The organism is Sorangium sp. So ce385 (genome assembly GCF_051474135.1).
GTDB lineage: Bacteria > Myxococcota_A > Polyangia > Polyangiales > Polyangiaceae > Sorangium > Sorangium cellulosum_D.
On sequence record NZ_CP150337.1, the window covers coordinates 10277899 to 10293808 of the forward strand.

The 15910-nt window shown below is 74.7% G+C and carries 11 protein-coding genes; 5 read left to right on the plus strand and 6 right to left on the minus strand.

What is annotated here, in order from left to right; genetic code table 11:
• Positions 1-80: 80 nt before the first annotated feature.
• From WME83_RS37565 to WME83_RS37580, 4 genes are all read right to left on the minus strand, one after another.
• The gene (locus WME83_RS37565) at positions 81-2726 is read right to left on the minus strand and encodes a tetratricopeptide repeat protein (protein ID WP_437314516.1); all 2646 of its coding nucleotides are present in this window, start codon (positions 2724-2726) and stop codon (positions 81-83) included.
• A gap of 353 nt (positions 2727-3079) precedes the next feature.
• Positions 3080-3685, minus strand: a complete 606-nt coding sequence (locus WME83_RS37570; protein WP_437314517.1) for an MlaC/ttg2D family ABC transporter substrate-binding protein — start codon at positions 3683-3685, stop codon at positions 3080-3082.
• A gap of 359 nt (positions 3686-4044) precedes the next feature.
• Positions 4045-5511 carry a sensor histidine kinase gene (locus WME83_RS37575; RefSeq protein WP_437314518.1) on the minus strand — a complete coding sequence of 489 codons (1467 nt, stop codon included), beginning with the start codon at positions 5509-5511 and terminating at the stop codon, positions 4045-4047.
• Positions 5511-6728 (minus strand): type II secretion system F family protein, encoded by a 1218-nt coding sequence (locus tag WME83_RS37580; RefSeq protein ID WP_437314519.1) that lies wholly within the window; start codon positions 6726-6728, stop codon positions 5511-5513. Before WME83_RS37580 ends, WME83_RS37575 begins: the two co-directional genes overlap by 1 nt.
• Before the next feature lie 734 nt (positions 6729-7462).
• On the opposite strand from WME83_RS37580, the gene WME83_RS37585 reads away from it, so the two are divergent.
• Positions 7463-7669: a hypothetical protein gene (locus WME83_RS37585; RefSeq protein ID WP_437314520.1), complete on the plus strand. Its 207-nt coding sequence runs from the start codon at positions 7463-7465 to the stop codon at positions 7667-7669.
• On the opposite strand, the gene WME83_RS37590 is transcribed toward WME83_RS37585, so the two are convergent.
• On the minus strand, positions 7642-8517 hold the full coding sequence (locus WME83_RS37590; protein ID WP_437314521.1) for a protein-L-isoaspartate O-methyltransferase family protein: 876 nt from the start codon (positions 8515-8517) through the stop codon (positions 7642-7644). The genes WME83_RS37585 and WME83_RS37590 overlap by 28 nt on opposite strands.
• A gap of 131 nt (positions 8518-8648) precedes the next feature.
• Here WME83_RS37590 and WME83_RS37595 point away from each other — a divergent pair, with 131 nt between their 5' ends.
• From WME83_RS37595 to WME83_RS37605, 3 genes are all read left to right on the plus strand, one after another.
• Complete coding sequence (locus tag WME83_RS37595) at positions 8649-9788, plus strand: serine hydrolase domain-containing protein (protein ID WP_437314522.1); 1140 nt, start codon at positions 8649-8651, stop codon at positions 9786-9788.
• A 75-nt stretch (positions 9789-9863) separates the two neighbouring features.
• On the plus strand, positions 9864-11846 hold the full coding sequence (locus WME83_RS37600) for an AarF/UbiB family protein (RefSeq protein ID WP_437314523.1): 1983 nt from the start codon (positions 9864-9866) through the stop codon (positions 11844-11846).
• A 10-nt stretch (positions 11847-11856) separates the two neighbouring features.
• Entirely contained in the window at positions 11857-12378 is a 522-nt protein-coding gene (locus WME83_RS37605) for a hypothetical protein (RefSeq protein ID WP_437314524.1), read from the plus strand.
• Positions 12379-12429: 51 nt separating this feature from the next.
• Here the strand turns inward: WME83_RS37605 and WME83_RS37610 are convergent, their stop codons facing one another.
• On the minus strand, positions 12430-15048 hold the full coding sequence (locus WME83_RS37610; RefSeq protein ID WP_437314525.1) for a protein kinase domain-containing protein: 2619 nt from the start codon (positions 15046-15048) through the stop codon (positions 12430-12432).
• Positions 15049-15206: 158 nt separating this feature from the next.
• Here WME83_RS37610 and WME83_RS37615 point away from each other — a divergent pair, with 158 nt between their 5' ends.
• A complete protein-coding gene (locus WME83_RS37615) occupies positions 15207-15902 on the plus strand; it encodes a TIGR00266 family protein (RefSeq protein ID WP_437314526.1) in 696 nt (231 codons plus the stop codon).
• The last annotated feature ends 8 nt before the right edge of the window (positions 15903-15910 follow it).

Below are 15910 nucleotides of genomic sequence, written 5' to 3' on the forward strand. Positions count from 1 at the left end.
TGCGCAGGAGATCCGGCTATCACGGCCGCGGCGATCGGGCCAAGCGCGCGGCGCGCCGGGAGCGCGGCGCGCCGTCGCGATCAGGTCAGCTCGGCGTGCAGCAGCATCTCGTAGAGCTCCGCCTCGGCGGCGCGCCCCTCGGCCCGCGCCCTCCCGGCGAGCCGCACGAGCACGTCGCGCCGCCGCGGCGCGACCTCCTGGCGGGCGGCCTCATCCCCCTCCTCCAGGCGCGCCGAGAGCAGGGCGAGGAGATCGAGATCGCGGCCGAGCCGCTCCAGCACGTCGGCGAGCGCCATCGCCACCCCGTGGTCGGTGGGATCGGCGCGGAGACGATCCGCGAGCCGCTCGGCCAGGAGCTCGTCGTCGACGCCGAGCGCGCGGGCGAAAGGCGCCTGCCCCTCCGCCAGCGTGACGCTGTTCGGGACGGGCGGCATGTCGGGCAGGTCGGTCGACGTGTCGCTGCTGTCGAACGTGGGCATCTCGTCGAGGCGCCCGGGATCGCGCGGCGCGATCGGCGGGGCCGGCGGCGGCGCGATCCGCGGCGCGGGGGCCGGCGCGATCGGCGCGGTCACGGCCGGCGTCCGGGCGATCGCGGCCGGCGCGATCGGCGGCGAGGGGGCCGGCGGCGGCGCGACGACCACGGGCTCGGGCGGGATCGAGCGCCGGCGCGGCGGCGCAGGGACGTGGACCTCGATCCGCTGCTCGGTCGCGCGAGGGCGAGGCGCGGGGCTCGGCTCCGCCCCGCGGCTCGGCCCCGCCCCGCGCGGGGGCGCCACCGCGGGCGCGAGCTCGCCCGAGACGCGGCGGAACGCGGCGGCGATCTCCGGATCGCGCGGGCGCAGGCGCAGCGCGAGGCCGAGGTGGCGCTGCGCGGCGAGGAGATCCCCGCGGGATCGCTCCTCGATCTCGGCGGCCTCGGCGAGCAGGGCGGCGACGGCGGCCGGGCCGCCGACGAAGGGCGAGCCCGCCGCGCGGGCGGAGCCGGGGTCGGCGGCGCGGTCCTGGAGCGCGAGCTCCACCGCGTCGCGCAGCCGCCCGAGCGCGACCGACGCTCCCCCGAGATCGCCCAGCTCGGCGCACCAGCGGCCCTCGAGCAGCCGCGCCTCCAGCGACTCCGGCGCGCCGGGGGGGATCGCCCGCACGCGCGCGACCGCCGCGGGCAGATCGCCGGCGATCTCCGCGAGGCCGCGGCCGAGCTCGAGATCGAGCGCGCGCGCGTCCTCGTCGCCGCGCGCGCCGCTGCGCGCGACGAGGACGCGCGCGCGGGCGAGCAGGTCGAGCGCGCGCCTCCCCTCCCCCGCCGCCCGCAGCGAGCGCGCGAGGCCCGCGACGCCGTCGGGGCTCTCCGGCGCGTACCGGAGCGCCCGCTCGAAGAGCGCCCGCGCGTCGGCCGCGTGCCCCCGCGCGAGGAACGCCTCCGCGGCCCTGCGGGAGACGGCGTGGCGCGCCTCGGCCCCGCGCGCGGCGGCCTCGAGGTGCTCGGCGTCCGCGAGCGCGCCGCGCACGTCGGCGACGTCGAGCCGCGCCTCGAGCCGCGCCCAGCGCAGCGCCTCGATCCCGGGCGCGCGCGCGACGCCGAGGTTCAGCGCGTCGAGGCGCACGTCGACGGCGTCCGCGAGCCTCGCCGCGCGCAGCCAGGCGAGCGCGGCGAGGGGGCCGTACGGCTCCGCGTGCGCGGCGCGCGCGAGCGCCGAGAAGGCGCCGTCGCGGTCGCCGACCGCCTCGAGGAGCGCGCCGCCGAGCAGGCCGGCGTCGACGGCGGGCATGGCGTCCACGACGGTCGAGAGCGCCCCCTCGGCGCGCTCGCCGGCCAGGAGGTCGATCCACGCGAGGCGCGAGGAGATCTCCGGGTGCCGCGGGGCGCGCTCCAGCGCGGCGAGGTAGACGCGGCGCGCGTCGTCGAGGCCGCCCGCGAGCGCGAGCTCGTCGCCGGCGCCCGCGAGCTCGGCCGCCTCGAGCGCCCGGAGCGCGCGGTCGCCCAGCGCCGGAGGCGCCGCGTCGAGCGCGCCCTCGGCGCGGAAGCGGCCCGCCTCCGCGACGACCGACGCCCACTGCACCCCGGCCACCGCGGGCGCCCTCGCGCCGGCGGCGGGCAGGAGCAGGCGGACGACCCGCTCGATCGCGGCGTCCAGCACGATCGCGCCCTCGACGATGCGGCCGTGCGGGCCCGCCATCATCGAGAGCGCCTGGAGCGCGAGCGCATGCGGCGGGGCCGCGAGGCCGACGCCGCGGGCGCGCTCCGGCAGAAGCCTGAGCGCGCGTTCGCTCGGCGCGACGGCGACGTCGAACGCGAGCGCCGACTCGCCGGACCGCAGCGCGACGAGCGCGCCGTCCTCGATGGGCGCGATGATCAGCTGCGGCGCGCCGTCGCCGAGGAAGCCGCGGAGCCGCGGCGCGGCCCAGCCGGCGAGCTCGGTCCCCTGCGCCTCGACGACGAGCCGGACGAGCTGGCCGCGCCGGTGCCGGAAGCGCGCGACCCCGCCGGAGAGGTCGACGGGAAACCGGATCCCGGCGAGCCGCACGACGAGCTCGGTGACGCGGAGCGGGCCGATCGCGAACGGCTCGCCGAGCTCGATCGCGAGCGCCCCCTTGCTGACCGCGAGCCGGAGGACGGGGCGATCGTCGGGCGGGCGCGAGGCCGCTCCGCCGCCGGGCGCGAGCGCGCGCAGCGACGGCGAAAGGCCCAGCGCGCGCGCCGACCGGCCGCGCCTCTGTCCAGCAGCCATACCCGCCAAGGGTATCAACCCCGCGGCAATTGAGGCGAGTTCACGGCAATCACGCCGGATGAACGGTAACGCGTCGGACCGGGCGCGAGGCGCGTCCGGGCGCTCGGGGAGGGGCCGCTAGGGCGACAAACAGGTCGAAACCGCTCGAAAGCGAAGAAGTTCGAGCCGCCGAGACGCCGAGGACGCCAAGATCTCGTCCTCTTCCTGGTGTTCTTGGCGCCCTTGGCGGTTCATTGCTCGGTCGATCGACGCGATCGGTGCCCCAGCTGCCGAGACGGCCGGGTGGCGCGGGCGCCTCGCCCGGCGCGGCGAGGCCGGGGACGGCTCCGCGCCGGGCGGTCGGCGGTCGCGCGTCAGACGTCGCCCTTGGCGAGCTTGTCCTTCATCTTCTGGACGAGCGCCGGGAACCCGTCCTTCTTGATGATCTTCGTGAACTGCGCCCGGTAGCTCCCCACCAAGCTGACGCCCTCGGTGACGATGTCCCGCACGAGCCAGGTGCCCCCCTTCTCGGAGAGCTTGAAGGCGATCTCGACCGGCTCCTCGCGCGCGTCGCTCTTGGAGACGGCCCTCGTCTTGACCGTCATGACGCCGGCGCTCTCGGTCTCGCTCGTGTACTCGATGTTGAAGTTGAGCGTCTTCTTCAGGTTGCGCTCGTAGGCCTTGCGCACGAGCTGCTTGAGCAGCTCGGTGAACTGCTTCTTCTCGGCGTCGGTCCGGGCGGCCCACTCGCTGCCGAGCGAGCTCTCCGCCAGCGCCGAGTAGTCGAGCATCTCGTCGAAGATCGCGCCGACCTTCTTCTGGTTCTCGGCCCCTCCCTTCTTCAGGAGGTCGAACAGGACCGTCTGCTTGGCCTTGACCACGTCCGTCGCCGGCCCGGCGTTCGCGAGGCCCACCTGGCCGAGCGTGAGCGCGAGCAGCGAGAACGTCGCCGCGAAGAGGTGGTTCATCCTGCGTGTCACGTATGGTTCTCCTTCTGTACCTGCGAGCTGCGCGCGAGCCTCGGTCGCTTGCGCTGCTCGCCCTCGTTCTAGTCGTTCTACGCACGAGGCAAGCGGCCTGCCACGTCGGACGAGGCCCGCGCCGGCGCGGTCACGTCCGGTCCGTGCTCTCCATGAACACCGCGAAACCACAGGGCAATCCGCCGGCGCTGGGCCGCTGTCCAGGGGCAGACGACGGTCTCCGCGGGCTATTCACGCGCGGGGGCGGGCTCCGCCGCAATCTCCCGCGGAGCCCCCGGGCGCGGCGCGCGGGGGAGCGTGAACGGAGCGCCACGCGCCCGGTGTGACGCGCGGCGAGCGCGGCGGCGGGGCCCCCCGGGTCAGCCCGCCGCGCGGGATCGCGGGGCGAGCTGCGCGCCGGCCGCGGCGTCCGCGCCGCGCTCCGGCTCGCCGGCCGCGAGCGGACCGACCGGCACCCGCACCCGGAACGCGGTGCCCTCGCCCTCGCGGCTGTCGACCTCGATCCCGAAGCCGTGATCGTCGAGGATCCGCTTCACCACCGCCAGGCCGATGCCCATGCCGTGCGTGCGGGTCGTGAAGAACGCGTCGAAGAGGCGATCGCGGGCGCCCGCCGGGATGCCCCGCCCCTGGTCGCGGATCTCCAGCAGCCAGGCGCCCGCGTCGCGCCAGAGGCGCACGGTCACGACGGCGCCCGCCGAGCTCGCCTGGATCGCGTTCCGCACGAGGTTCCAGACGACCTGGCGCATCTGGGCGGCGTCGGCGGTCACGGGCGCGGACGGCGGCCCCTCGAAGCGGACCTCGACGTCGCCGCCGCGACCCGAGCGCCCCGCGAGCACGACGACGTCGCGGGCCGTCGCCGAAAGATCCACGGCCTCGAGCGCCGGCACCCGCGGGCGCGACAGATCGAGCATGTCGCCCACGAGGTCGTTCAGGCGCGCCGTCTCGCGCTCGATGATCTCGCAGAGCTTCCGGTCCTCGTCGGAGAGCGTCCCGCCCGTGCGCAGGAGCTCGATGGAGCCCGCGATCGAGCCGAGCGGGTTCCGGATCTCGTGGGCCAGCCCCGCGGCGAGGCGGCCCAGCGCCGCGAGCCGCTCGGCCTGCTCCGCCCGCGCCGTCGCCTGCACGAGCCGGCCGCCGGTCGCGCGCAGCCGCTCCGCCAGGTAGCTCGCGAGCAGCGTGACCACCACGATCGCGAGCAGGTTGACGAACATGGGGTACCGGAGCTCGTCCCACTGCGTCACGTACGCGCCGGAGGGCTGGTCGGGCGGCACGCCGAGCAGGTGCAGCCCGAGCGCGGCGCACAGGAGCAGGTACGCCGCCGCCCCGGACGCGGCGGCGACGATCGCGCCGGGGACGCCGAGGAGGATCGCCCCCGTCAGGCAGGTGAGGCCGTAGAGCGACGTGGCGCCGCTCGTGGCCCCGCCGGTGATGTACACGAGCGCGGTCCAGGTGATCTGGTCGGTCACGAGCTGCGCCCGGGCGATCTGGCGGAGGGCGCGCTGCATGCGCAGGAACACCGCGTAGATGCCGGAGACGCCGTACGCCGCGGCGACCGTCACGAGCGCGACGATGCTGGAGAAGCCCCCGGGGGTGAAGCCGCGGAGGTACACCGCCGCGGTCACGACGAGGAAGACCGTGAGCACCGCGAGGCGCAGCGCGATGAGCCAGGTGAGCCGGCTCGCGAGCGGCGCCTCGGCGCCGCCGGGAGCGCCGGGCGGGAGCGGCGTCGCGATCGGCGGCGGCGCCGGCGGTGGCCCGGCCCCGACCTCGTCCGGCCGCGCCACGGCCTCGCCGCCGGGGTCCGCCGGGGAGGCCGCGGGCGACATCACTCCGCCTTGATCTTGCCGGCGAGATCGAAGATCGGCAGGTACATCGAGATGAGCACGATGCCGACCATGGTGCCGACGACGACCATGAGGAGCGGCTCGAGCAGCGACGTCAGCGCGGAGACGGCGACGTCGACCTCCTCCTCGTAGAAATCGGCGATCTTGTTCAGCATCGTGTCGAGCGCGCCGGTCTGCTCGCCGACCGCGACCATCTGCACGACCATGCCGGGGAAGACCTGCATCTCGCCGAGCGGCTCGGCCATGTTCTTCCCCTCGGAGATCTTCTGGCGCGAGTACATGAGGCCCTCCTCGACGACGACGTTGCCCGCCGTCTTCGCGACGATGTCGAGCGCGTCGAGGATGGGCACGCCCGAGCCGAGGAGCGTGCCGAGCGTGCGCGAGAACCGCGCCACGGCGATCTTCTGCATGACGGGGCCGAGGATCGGGAGCCGGAGCACGAGGCGGTGCACCATCCGCTTGCCGGCCGGCGAGCGGTAGAAGTAGGTCCCGCCGACGATGGCGGCGACGGTCAGCACGGCGATGAGCGGGAGGTAGGTGACGAACGCCTTCGAGGTCGCGATGACGATCTTCGTGAGCTGCGGGAGCGCGTCCTTCGCCCCGAACTCCGCGAACATCGTCTCGAAGGACGGGATGACGAACGACATCAGCACGACCATGACGACGATCATGATCACGATGACGGCGATCGGGTACGCGAGCGCGCCGCGCACCTGGCGCGCGAGCTTCACGCGCTTCTCGATGTAGATCGCGAGCCGGTTCAGGATGCTGTCGAGGATGCCGCCCACCTCGCCGGCCTGGACGAGGTTGACGAACAGGTCGTCGAAGATCTTCGGGTGGCGCCGGAGGGCGTCGCTGAACGTGGCGCCCTGCTCGACGGTGTTCTTGATGTCGCGCAGCGCGGCCTGGAAGATCTTGTTCGGCTCCTGGTTCGACAGGATCTCGAGGCACTGGACCAGCGGGAGGCCGGCGTCGATCATCGTCGCGAACTGGCGGATGAACTTGACGAGGTCCTTGGGCTCGACGCCCGAGCCGAAGCTCAGGCTGATGTTGAGCGCGGCGCCCTTCTTCTTGACGCGGGTCGGGCTCAGCTGCTGAGCGCGGAGCCGGTTCTGCACCGCCGCCTCGTTCTCGGCCTCCATCGTGCCCTTCCGGATCTCTCCGGTGCGGCCGCGCGCCTCCCAAACGAACTCCGCCATAGTGCTTCCGGTCTTCTCCCTGGGCCCACGGCGGGCCGAGCCGACGCGCCGGGGCGGCCCCGCCTCCGGGGACGCCAGGATAAAGTTCGGCGAGGCCGGGGGTCAAAGACGGTGGGGCTTTCTCTAATCCGGGGGGCGGGGTGGTGGTGCGACGTGGGACGCGGGGCGCGGACGCGGACACGGACACGGACACGGACGGAGCGCGATCCCGAGACGCACGCGCCGGCGGGGGCCTCCGCGCGGCGGGGGCGGGTGGGCGCTCGGCCATCCGCCAAGACGGGGGCGGGGGCGCTTGCGCTGAGAACACCGCCCGGCATGTCTCACTTCGGGCCATGCCTCCTGGGACGTTTCGTCGCGCGCCACACAAGGCGCGCCTGAAACGCAGAGCCCCCGGAAACCTTATGGCACCTCGTTCGGTGCTCGCCGCGCCCACCCGCCCCCGCCGCGCGGAGACCCCCGCCGGCGCTCACCGCAAGGCCGGAAGACGGCGGCTTCGATGAGCCACGAGGCGCCGGGCACTGGCACGGACCGTCACAGCTCGCACCCGGACACGGAAGTGCGTCACCCGGACGCAGAGGTGTGTCACCCGGACGCGGAGGTGCGCCATCCGGACAGGGGAGTGTGTCATCTGGACAGGGGAGTGTGTCATCTGGACAGGGAGGTGTGTCATCTGGACATGCTGCGGGTCGAACCGGACGACACAGCCCTCGGGGCGAAGCCGTGCGACGGCTCCCGTGGTCGAGGCGACGGAGCATCGGGTCCGGAAGCGCAACGAGCGCCCCGCGGCCGAGGACAAGGGCAACTCAGCCGCGTTCCACGATCGGCACGAGATGCTCCTGCGCGCGATGCGCCGGCGGACGCGGGCCGGCCCGCCGCCGGTGGCGGCGCTCACCGGCTTCGCCCAGCGAGCCGCCTACCCGCGCCCGCGCTCCGCCACGTAGCGGACCGCGCCGTGCACCTCGCGGAGGAGCGCGCCCTGCCGGCGCTCGACCCGCATGAGCTCCTGGTGGCCCTCCCACGCGCCGACCGGCGCGACCAGGACGCCGCCGTCGGCCAGCCGCTCCTCGAGCGCGGCGGGCGGCTCGATCAGCGCGTAGGTCACCGCGACCTTCCAGGGGCGCTCCGACGGCATCGCCCGCCCGGACGCGAGCACGCGCTCGGCGAGCGAACGCCCGTCGCCGCACAGCAGCGTGAGGCTCGCGCCCTCGTCGGAAGGCCCGGCGCCGCTGATCGCGAGCGTCGCGTCGTCGCCATGGCGATCCGGCCGCGCGCCGAGGAGCCGCGCCGCGCGCGCGTGCAACGCAGGATCGATCTCGATCGACGTGACGTGCCCGGACGGGCCGACGATGCGCCGCGCGAGCGCCGCCCCGTAGCCGGTGCCGGTGCCCAGCTCGAGCACGCGATCGCCCGGCACGAGGCCGAGCAGGCTGAACGTGAGCAGGTACGCGTGCGGCGCGCTCACGGTCGCGTGCCCGGCCCGGTCGAGCGGCAGCGGCGTGTCGTCCGCGGAGGCCGCGAGGTCCTCCGGGAGGACGAAGCGCTCGCGCGGCACGAGCAGGATCGCATCGAGGTAATGCGCAGGGAACTCGAAGCGGCGCGCGAGCTCGGCCACGAGCGGCGCGCGCGCGACGCGCCCAGCCTCGGCGAGCTCGACGTCGAACGCGATCGCGGCGTCGAGCTGCTCGGGGACCGGCGCCCAGCGATCGGGCCGGCGATCGTCGTACCTCGCCGCGAGCGCGGCGAGCGACGCAACGGCGGCGCGTGATTCGGTGCTCGAGGGAGAGTTCACCGCGAGATCCTGAAGCAGGACCGGCCGCGCCGCTCGATCTTTCGAGGAACGTTCCGCGTTTCCCCGAGCCCGGTCCAGCCCGCCGCCAGAGCGCGTTTGACAGGGGCGCAAGCCCCTCCTCATCCTCGGCCATGGCCCCCGCCGACCTCACGCCGATCGCTGCGCTCGCGGTCGAAGAACACCGCGCCGCACCCTGCGCCTGCGTCGCCGCCGCCGTGCGCACACGGAACAACGTCCAGTACGGATCGGGAGCCGCCGGGCGGCTGTGGTTCGAGGACAGCCCGCCGGCGGGCGCGGGCGGCGCGCCGATCGCGGCGACGATGGACGCGATCTTCGACCTCGCGTCGGTGACGAAGCCGTTCACCGCGCTCGCGTTCGCCCGGCTCGTTCGCGCCGGCAAGGCGAGGTACGACGAGCCGCTCGGAGACGTGCTGCCCGAGCTCGCCGGCACGCGATCGGCGCGCGTGCCGCTCGAGCTCCTCGCCGCGCACCGCGCCGGGCTCGAGGCGCACCGCACGCTCCACCCGCCGGACGACAGCGCGCCGATCGATCCCCTCGAGGCGCTGCGCGCCTGCGCGGACGGGCGCCGCGACGGGTGCGCGGGCGATCCGCCCGAGGGCGGGTTCCCGCCGGTGTACAGCGACCTCGGGTACCTGCTCCTCGGCGCCGCGGTCGCGCGGCGCGGCGAGGCCGAGCTCGACGAGGTCGTCGCGCGCGAGGTGACCGGACCCCTCGGGCTCGCGGTCGCGCCGGCACGCGCGCTGCGGCGCCGCGATCCGCGGTTCGACGAGCGCGTCGTGCCCACCGAGGACGTGGCGTTCCGCGGGGGCGTGATCCGCGGCGCGGTGCACGACGACAACGCCTGGACGATCGCGCAGGAAGGAATGGCCGGGCACGCGGGCCTCTTCGGCGACGCGATGTCCGTGGCGCGGCTCGGGGTGGCGCTGCTCGAGGCGCTCGCGGGCGAGCGGCCGGAGTGGCTCTCGCGCGACGAGGTCCGGCGGCTGATCGAGCCGCGGCCGGGCGGGTCGCTGCGCGCCGGGTTCGACGGCAAGAGCGGCGAGAGGCCGAGCGCCGGCGCCCGCTTCGGCCCGCGGACCTTCGGCCACCTCGGCTTCACCGGGACGAGCCTCTGGATCGACCCGGACGCCGAGCTCGTCGGCGTGCTGCTCACGAACCGCGTCCACCCGACGCGCGCGTCCGACGCGATCCGCCGCGCGCGACCCGCGGTCTACGACGCGATCGCGGAGGCCATGGCGGCCGCGCGATGACGCGACGAAGGCATGGCGCGCCGCATCGAGCCCGCGTTTTCGCGGGCTGACGCCGAGCGATGCTAGGCTGCCGCGGTGTCACACGGCGCCGCCCCGGAACAGCAGGGCCCGTCCCACGGGTTGCTTCGCTCGCCCACCGAGCCCGCGCGCGCGCCCGGCGAGCTGCGCCCCGGCGCGATCCAGCGGGAGCCCGACGGCGCCACGCCGAGGCCGCCCGACGGCGCCGCCACCACCACGCCGAGGCCGACCGACGGCGCGACCACCGCGTCGAGTCCGCCCGACGGCGCCGCCACCGCGTCGAGGCCGACCGACGGCGCCGCCACCGCGTCGAGGCCGACCGACGGCGCCGCGCCCGCGGCCCTCGAGCCGGCGCAGCGCCCCGCGGCGGCGCCCCGCTCGTTCCGGCAGAACGCCGCGCAGAGCGGCCGCTTCATCCGCGCCTACCTGACGACGTTCACCGTCATCGCGAGCTACCTCTGGTTCTTCTTCCTGCGCCGCCTCTTCGGCGACGCGTGGGCGCAGGGCCGCGTCGACGAGGTCCACGCGAAGAACGCCCGCCGCATCGAGCGCACGATCGTCGAGCTCCAGGGCCTCTTCATCAAGGTCGGCCAGATGCTCAGCATCATGGCGAACTTCCTCCCCGCGACGCTGCGCGCGGGGCTCGAGGGGCTCCAGGACCAGGTGCCGCCGCGCCCCTACGAGGAGATCGAGGCGCGCATCGCCGAGGAGCTCGGGCGCCCCATCGACCAGGTCTTCGCCCGCTTCCACCGCGAGCCGCTCGCGAGCGCGTCGCTCGGCCAGGTCCACGAGGCGTGGCTCATGGACGGCACCCGCGTCGCCGTGAAGGTGCAGCACCGCGACATCGACGAGATCGTCCGCCTCGACCTGCTCACCATCCGCCGCATCATGGCGATCGTCGCGAAGTTCGTCCCCGTGCAGGGGCTCGACGCCTACTACCACCAGATCCGCTCGATGATCCTGGAGGAGCTCGACTTCGTGCGCGAGGCCAGGAACATCGTGCGCATCGCCGACAACTTCGCGAAGCAGCCGCAGGTCCGGTTCCCCCGGCCCATCGAGCCCTACTGCACCCGGCGCGTGATGACGACGACGTTCGTCGAGGGGATCAAGGTCGGCGACGTCGCGGCCCTCGAGGCGCACGGCGTCGACCGCAAGGCGCTCGCCCGGCAGATCGTGCAGGTCTTCTGCCAGCAGATCTTCATCGACGGCGTCTACCACGCGGATCCGCACCCGGGGAACATGCTGGTCGGGCCGAGCGGGGAGCTCATCCTGCTCGACTTCGGCGCGGTCGCCGAGCTCTCCCAGGAGATGCGCGAGGGCATCCCCGAGTTCCTCGAGGCCGTGATCCGCCGCGACACCGAGGGGATCATCAAGGCGCTGCGCAAGATGCGCTTCTTCTCGCGGCGCGACACCGTCGACGTCAGCGAGAAGGTCGTCGAGTTCTTCCACCAGCGCTTCCAGGACGAGGTGAAGCTCGAGTCCTTCAACCTGAAGGACATCAAGCTCGACCCGCAGAAGGGCATCGAGAGCCTCATCGACCTCAGGCGCATGAACATCGGCCTGAAGGAGCTCTCCGGCGCGTTCCACGTGCCGCGCGACTTCGTGCTGCTCGAGCGCACCCTCCTCCTGCTCACCGGCGTCTGCACGCAGCTCGATCCGGACCTCAACCCCATGGATGTCGTGCGCCCCTACCTCCAGGACTTCGTCCTCGGCAGCCGCGACTGGGCGCAGATCGCCCTCGAGGCGGCGAAGGACATGGGGATCAAGGCGCTGACGATCCCGGACGACCTGCGCAAGTACCTCACGCGCGCCAACCGCGGCGAGGCCGAGGTGAAGATCCGCGGCCTCGCCCAGGCCGCGTCGCTCGTCTACACCGGGGTGCGTCAGCTCATCTACGCGGCGCTCGCGATCGCCGCGGGCTTCGCGGGGCTACAGCTCTACCTCGCTGGCCACGCGGCGCTCGCGCGCTATTGCCTCTACGGCGCCGCGGCGGCCGGCGCGCTGCTCGCGGGGAGCATCCTGTTCACGAACCGAGGTTGACGACATCGCCATGAGCACGATCGATCTGTCGCAGTACGAGGCCGAGGTCGCGGCCGCCGAGGCCGAGATCACGCGGATCAGGGAGGCGAACGCGGAGCTCGCCGAGGCGTACCGCGGCGACCCGGGGGAGGACGCGCGCGAGATCCTCCGCCGCGGCGCGGCGTCGCTCGCCGCCGCGCGCGACCGCCTGGAGGCGGCGCGCGTGGCGCTGACGCTCGCGCGGACGACCGGCTCGCCGCACGGGCTGCTCGCGCGCGAGGGGGTCGTCTCGGGCTCGGTGGCCGTCGCGATCCCCGCCGGGTCGCCAAGCGGCGAGCGGGCCCGGCTCATCGACGCGGCGCTGTCGGCCGAGCTCACGAGCGCGGCGCGCGAGCTCGGGGTCGTGCTCGCCGCCCCGGCGGAGCGCTACACGCGGGAGCGGCCCGGGCGCGACGCGGAGGGCCGCACCGTCCTCGACGTCTCCGGGCACGTCGAGGGCGACGTGCTGATGCCCGCCGTCTCCCGCGGCGCCAAGAGCGCGCGCAGGGGCTGAGCGGCGATCTCAGCGGCGATCTGGGCGCCGCTCGCGCGCGGCCCGCGGCGCTCAGGCCCTGAACGCGGCGACGACCGCCGCGGCGCGCTCCTCGACGCGCGCGCGGAGCGGGGCGAAGCGCGCGGAAGGCCGCGCGCGATCGAGCACCGCGCAGCGCTGCATCCAGAGGGCGTCGAAGAGCCCCGCCTCCACCGCGCTCGCGAGCGTGCGGAAGAGCGCGTCGTCCTCGCCGAGGAAGGCCAGGATCTCCGCCTCCATCTGCAGGAAGAGCGGGCGCAGGCGGCTGCCCGGCTCCGAGCCGTCCGACTTCGCGCGCAAGAACGCCCGCTGCTCGTCCGAGAGCCGCGACGTCGCGAGCACGTCGCGGTAGATGCGCGCGTACTGGACCGGGACGTTCTCCGTCGACGGCGGCAAGAGGTCGTCGATGGGGAACGGGGCGCCGCGCCACAGCCCGAACCGGGCGCGCATGATCGCCTTGTGGAAGCGGCTCGACGGGTCCTCCGCGGGCGTGTCGAGCAGCACGCCCGCCCCCGCCCAGTCGCCGAGCAGCGCCCGGCTGCGCGCGAGCTCCCAGCGCGGGAACAGCTCGCCCGGATCCAGCGACAGCGCCGTGTCGAGCCGGAAGACCGCCTCGTCGACGAGCCCCGCCTCGAGGAGGATGCGGCCGAGCAGCTCGTGCGCCTTGGCCAGGCTCGGCGCGCGCTGGAGCGCCTTGCGCAGCGCCGGCACGGCGCCGATGGGGTCGCACGCGCTGAAGCGCACCGTCGCGAGCGCCACCCACGGCTCGCCGAGCGAGGGGGCGAGCGCGATCGACCGCTCGGCCGCCTGCTGCGCCTTCGCGAGCTGCGCCCTGCCGTCGCCCTGCGCGGCCATCAGCCGCGCCGAGGCGATGGCGTAGCCGGAGAGGATGCTCGGGTCGTTCGGCGAGAAGGACAGCGCCTCCTCGAAGAGCGACACCGCCGGCGCGGCGTCGCCGTACCAGAGGTGCCGCAGCTGGTGGCGGGCGCGCAGGTAGAGGTCGATCGCGCGCGGGTCGCTCGGCGCCTCGCGCTCGCGGCTGGCGGCGTCGACGGTGAGCGCGCCGGCGATGGCGCTCGCCGCGTCGTCGCTCACCGCGAGCAGCGCCTCGGGCGAGCTGTCGAACCGCTTCGCCCAGAGCTGGAACCCGTCCTCGACGCTGATGACGCGCGCGGTCACGCGCACGCCCGCCGGCTGCAGGCGCGACCCCGGCCGCGAGTACGGCGCCTGAGACTGCGAGCGCGGCGCCGGCGGCTGCGAGCGCGGCGCGTCGTGCCCGTAGCCGCCGCCGGTGCGGCGGATCGACCCCTCGACGACGACCTGCACGCCGAGCTCGCGGCCGATGTCGCGCGGGTCGCGGCCGTCGAGCCGCACCCGGGACACCGCGGCGCGCGGCCGCACCTTGAGGCCGGCCGTCATCGAGAGGGTGTCGGTGAGATCCTCGGTGAAGCCGTCGGCGAGGTACTCGTCGTCCGGGGCGCCGACGTTGCGGAACGGGAGCACGGCGACCGTCTTCAGCGCAGACGAGGACACGGACGAGGGCGGGGACGTGGGCGTCGGCGTGGGCGCGGGCGCCGACAGCGTCGGCGACATGAGCCGCGGCTGCGGCGCGGTGACCGCCTCGACCGACGCGGCGACGCGGGTCGGGTTCTGCTCGATCGGCTGCGGCGCGGTCGGCGCGGCCGTGGCCGCGGACGCGGCGATCATCGAGGCGAGCGACTGCGCCGGCTGCGGGGCGATCGACACCCGCGAGCGCGCGAGCAGGAGCGCGCGGTGCGCCTCGGCCGCGCTCGCGTAGCGATCCTCGCGGCGCGTCGCCATGCACCTCAGGACGACGTCCGCGACGGCGAGGGGCACGTCCGGACGGACGGAGCGCGGGTCCGGCGGCGGGGACCGCAGCCGGGCCATGGCGGCCGCGATCGCGCCGGCGCCCGGCCAGGCGCGCCGGTGGGTCAGGCACTCGAAGAGGATCATGCCGAGCGCGTAGATGTCGGTGCGCGCGTCGATGTCGGGCTCGCCGGTCAGCTGCTCCGGCGACATGTACGCGGGGGAGCCGAGCACGAAGCCGGACGACTCGCCGGCGCTCGGCCCGGACGAGGTGCGGGCGATGCCGAAGTCGGTGATGACGACCCGCCCGCCCCTGTCGAGGAGCACGTTCTCGGGCTTGAGGTCGCGGTGCACGATGCCGGCCGCGTGCGCGGCGCCGAGCCCGTCGCAGAGGGCGCAGCCGATGCCGATGACCTGCTGCGCCGGCATCGGGCCCGTCCGCGCGAGCACGCTGTGCAGCGACTCGCCGTCGACGCACTCCATCGTGAGGAACTTCTCGCCCTCGTGGTCGCCGAAGTCGAACGTCCGCGCGACGTTCCGGTGCGTCACGCGGCGCGCGAGCTTCACCTCCTGCCGGAAGCGCTCGAGCATCCCGGCCGCGTCGGCGAGATCGCGCCGCAGCATCTTGAGGGCGACCACCTCGTCGAGCTCCACGTCGCGGACGCGATAGACGCTGCCCATGCCGCCGGTGCCGAGCAGGCCGAGGATCTCGTAGCGCCCCGCGATGCGCTGGGGCGCGGCGACGAAGCCGGACCCCTGGCCCTGCTCGCTGCGCGGCTCGGTGCGGGGCGTCGGCTCGGAGGCCGTAAGTCGCCTGTCGCTCACGCGCTCAGTCTACCCACGCCGAAGGGTAGAAGTCAGCGCGAGCGAGCCGCTGGACAGAAAACACGAAATAACCCGCGCGGGCTCACCTCGACACACCTTCTTCCCGCTTCCGCTCCCGCCGTGGGTCCGTTATATGTACGTGCCCCGCGGGTAGACGAATGCAGCATCGCACCAAGCATGAGCCGTCGTCCTCGCTGCTGGAGGTCAGCCTCGATCCGGGCGAGGCGCTGCTCGCGGAGGCGGGCGCGATGGTCGCGCGCTCGCCGAGCCTGCGGACGGTCGTCCGGCTCAACGCGGGCCGCGGCGCCGGGCTCTTCGGGCGGCTCAAGGCGCTAGTCGTGGCGCTGCTCCGGAAGCTCGCGGGCGGCGAGACGTTCTTCGTGAACCACATCGAGGCGCCGGAGGGCGGGTGGGTGTGGCTCGCCCCGCCGCTCAGCGGCCGCGTCAAGCACGTCCCCCTCCGCGGGGAGACGATGCTCTTCAGCGCCGGCTCCTACCTCGCGAGCGCGGGCGACATCGACGTGAAGGTGCGCTGGGGTGGGCTGCGCGCCGTCCTCGCGCGGGAGGGCGTCTTCTTCATCGAGGCCTCCGGCGTCGGCGATCTCTGGATCACGAGCTACGGCGCGATCGAGGAGCTCCCCTGCGACGGGTCGCTCATCGTCGACGGCGGGCACCTCGTCGGGTTCGACGCGTCGCTCGCGCTCAAGATCAGGAGCCCTGGCGGTGGGCTCATGGGCCTCATGGTCTCCGGCGAAGGCGTGGTGTGCGAGTTCACCGGCCGCGGCCGCGTGCTGATCCAGTCGCGCAGCGCCGGCGCGCTCGTGGGGTGGCTCGCGCCGCTGCTCCCGCCCTGAGGAGCGAC